The sequence below is a fragment of the Roseateles sp. P5_E11 genome, from assembly GCF_054049355.1.
Map to the genome: position 1 here is coordinate 1 of NZ_JBFUMO010001010.1, position 1,190 is coordinate 1,190.

Consider the following 1,190-nt stretch of genomic DNA (forward strand, 5'->3'; position numbering starts at 1 on the left):
TTTGCAGCGCCGTCATGGCCTTGCTGAATTCGGGCACGAAGTTGTTCGGATTGGCGAAGTCCAGGTCGCCGCCGTTGGCTGCGGAGCCGGTGTCCTTGGAGTTCTTCTTGGCCAGTTCCTCGAAATTGGCGCCGCCCTTGATCTGGGCGATCAGGGCCTTGGCGTCCTCTTCCTTCTCGACCAGGATGTGGCGGGCGCGGTATTCGTTGCCGGTGTTGGCGGCCTTGAACTTGTCGTACTCGCCCTGGGCTTCGGCATCCGTAACCGGGTTCTTGGTCTTGAAGTCGTCCATCAGGCCGCGGATCAGCAGCATCTGACGGGCCAGGTCCATCTGGACCTTGTAGTCGGCGGTCTGCGGAACGCCGCGCTTCTCGGCTTCCTGCATGAAGATCTCGCGGCGCACGACCTCGTCCTTGACCTGGGCTTCCAGCTCGGGCGAACGCTGCTGCTGGCCGCTCTTGGTGACTTGCTGGATCAGCGTCTCGACGCGCGCCTTGGGCACGGGCTTGCCGTTGACGGTGGCGACGTTCTGCGCGACTGCAGCAGCCGGCAGCAGGGCCGAAATGGTGGCCGCGACGACGGCGGCGAGCGCAAACTTCTTCATGGGTGGGGGAATTTGATTCAGGCTAAAAAAATCGCGCCCGGTGCCGGGCGCGCGGTTCTTCAATCACGCACGATCTGATCAGTGTTCACCCGGGGCCCGGGCGTCGATCGCCAGCGCGTGGATGCCGCGCTGCATCAGGTCGGACAAACAATGATAAACGAGGCGGTGCCGGGCCAATCTTTGCAGTCCGGTAAAGCGATCCGACACGACAGCCACGTGAAAGTGGCCGCCCTCGCGGGCACCGGCGTGGCCGGCGTGCTGGGCGCTGTCGTCGCGGATGCTGAGTTCCAGTGGCGCCAGCTCCGCGCGCAGGCGGGCCTCTATCTCTGCGCTGATCATGGCTTGCTGTCCTCTTCCGGCGGCAGGTGCTTGCTGAGATACAGGCCTTGGGCGAGTGTGAACAGCACGATGAGGCCCGTCACGCCAAAGACCTTGAAGTTGGCCCAGGCCGACGTCGAGAAGTGGTAAGCCACATAGAGGTTGAGCACGCCCATCGCGGCGAAGAACAGCACCCAGGCGCGGTTCAGCTTGAGCCAGATCAGGTCGGGCAGGGCGAGTTCGCTGCCGAGCATGGACTGGATCAGGT

General features: G+C 63.7%; 3 protein-coding genes. All 3 read right to left on the reverse strand.

The features are described 5' to 3' along the window. Nucleotides 1–604 (reverse strand): peptidylprolyl isomerase (locus tag ACXJKR_RS32975; protein ID WP_457326448.1); only part of this gene is annotated, 604 nt, incomplete at its 3' end. 78 nt (nucleotides 605–682) lie between these two features. Next, on the reverse strand, nucleotides 683–943 hold the full coding sequence (locus ACXJKR_RS32980) for a BolA family protein (protein WP_056198339.1): 261 nt from the start codon (nucleotides 941–943) through the stop codon (nucleotides 683–685). Next, the coding region (locus ACXJKR_RS32985; protein ID WP_457326449.1) for a septation protein IspZ at nucleotides 940–1,190 on the reverse strand (251 nt) is incomplete at its 5' end. The genes ACXJKR_RS32985 and ACXJKR_RS32980, both read right to left, overlap by 4 nt.

Bases quoted from the DNA above. Each gene is read 5' to 3' on its own strand.
- ACXJKR_RS32980 (WP_056198339.1), bottom strand. From the start codon at position 943: ATGATCAGCGCAGAGATAGAGGCCCGCCTGCGCGCGGAGCTGGCGCCA.